The sequence below is a fragment of the Catellatospora bangladeshensis genome (assembly GCF_016862575.1).
GTDB classification, from domain to species: domain Bacteria; phylum Actinomycetota; class Actinomycetes; order Mycobacteriales; family Micromonosporaceae; genus Catellatospora; species Catellatospora bangladeshensis.
This window is the reverse complement of the sequence record NZ_BONF01000090.1, coordinates 1-1,631: the sequence shown is the minus strand read 5'-3', so window position 1 is coordinate 1,631 and position 1,631 is coordinate 1. Positions and strand designations below refer to the sequence as shown.

Here is a 1,631-nt window from a genome sequence, read left to right as displayed (position 1 = left end):
AAAGCTAAGAAGGTGCCCTTCCTTTCAGCAGAGGATGGCGAGGGCTTCGGTCACGTCGTCGGTGACGTGGACCAGGGAGGCCAGCTCGGCGCCGCCGAGGAGGGTGCGCAGCAGCTCCGTCACCGGCAGCTCCTCCGTCCAGAAGCGGCGGCCCAGGAACACGAAGGGGCCACTGTCACCGTCCGTCGCGTAGTACGTCTTCGTCGCCGCTTGGAAGACCTCCTGCACGGTGCCCGCCCGGCCCGGTGCGAACACGATCCCGCCCCGCGCGAGCTTCAGGATCACGTCCTCCCGGATCGCGTTCGAGAAGTACTTCGCGATCTGCCCCGCGAACACGTTCGCCGGCTCGTGCCCGTACAGCCACGTCGGCACCGACAGGCCGCCCGCCCACAGGTCCACGGCCGGATACTCCGCCAGCACGTGCAGAGCCGTCTGCGTATACGGGTCGTGGTCGTGGAAGTCCGGCGCCTCCGCCAGCCGCCCTACCGCCGCGTCCAGCGCCTCCACCGGGTACGCCGCCAGATACGAACCCAGGTTCGCCGCCTCCATCACGCCCGGCCCGCCGCCCGTCACGATGAGCCGCCCGGCCCCCGCCAGCCCGTGCCCGATCGCCGCCGCCAGCCGATACGCACCGCTGCCCCGCAGCTCCGCATGCCCGCCCATGATCCCGATCCGGCGCGCCGGAGCCCAGTCCGCCGCCGCGTCATGCAGCGCGTTGTCGATCCCGTGATCGTGCAACCGCTGCGCGAGCGCCTCCCGCACCCCCGCGTTCGGCCCGCCCTCCGTCACGAAATGCCGGTACACCCGCGAGTCGTACATGTTCGCGAACCCACCCTCCGCGAACCCCGCCGTCAGATCCGCGGCCGTGTACAGCCGCGCCGGATGCGTCGGATACGGCACCCAGTCCGCCACCGGCACCACGTGCGCCCCGCGGCGTACCAGCGCCGCCTCCGCGGCCAGGCTCGGAAACGAACACCCGATGAAGACGGCGTCCTTCACCTTGATACGCGACAGATCCTGATCGATCGTCAGCCCTTGCACGGTCAGCCCCGCAAGGCTCTTCTCCGCCAGCCGCTCGGCCAGCTCCTGCACAGACTCGATCTCCAACGGGGTGGCAGCAGACATCAGCCGAGTATGCCCGTGACGAACCACGCACCCCACCGCGGGCACAACCCACCCAGGACCAGGTTGAATAAGGCAATGCGGAACCTGATGCCAGAACCACCCGCCACCCTGCTCCCCGACGACGAGAACGCGGCCGCCGCCCTCGCCGCCTCCGACGACCCCACCCCGGTCGCCGCCGACCACCCCACCTACAGCGCCGCCTGGGCCGCCCTCGCCCAACGAGCACTGACCGCAGGCCAGCCCGTCACCGCGTACGCGTACGCCCGCACCGGCTATCACCGGGGGCTGGACCAGCTGCGCCGGGCCGGGTGGAAGGGGCACGGGCCGGTGCCGTGGGCTCATGAGGCCAATCGGGGGTTCCTGCGGTGCCTGCATGCTCTTTCGGTGGCTGCTGCGGAGATCAATGAGGCTGATGAGGCGGCGCGGTGTGCGCAGTTTTTGAGGGATTGTGATCCGGCGGCGTTTGATGCTTTGAACTCTTGAGTCTTTGTTTACGGGGGGACGGC

Annotated in this window: 2 protein-coding genes; one reads left to right on the top strand and one right to left on the bottom strand. The window is 69.8% G+C overall.

The window, feature by feature from the left end; all coding sequences use genetic code 11:
* Positions 1-24: 24 nt before the first annotated feature.
* A complete protein-coding gene (locus Cba03nite_RS39340) occupies positions 25-1,125 on the bottom strand; it encodes an LOG family protein (protein ID WP_203757664.1) in 1,101 nt (366 codons plus the stop codon).
* 75 nt (positions 1,126-1,200) lie between these two features.
* Between Cba03nite_RS39340 and Cba03nite_RS39335 the strand changes: the two genes are divergently transcribed.
* A complete protein-coding gene (locus Cba03nite_RS39335; RefSeq protein WP_203757661.1) occupies positions 1,201-1,608 on the top strand; it encodes a DUF3151 domain-containing protein in 408 nt (135 codons plus the stop codon).
* The last annotated feature ends 23 nt before the right edge of the window (positions 1,609-1,631 follow it).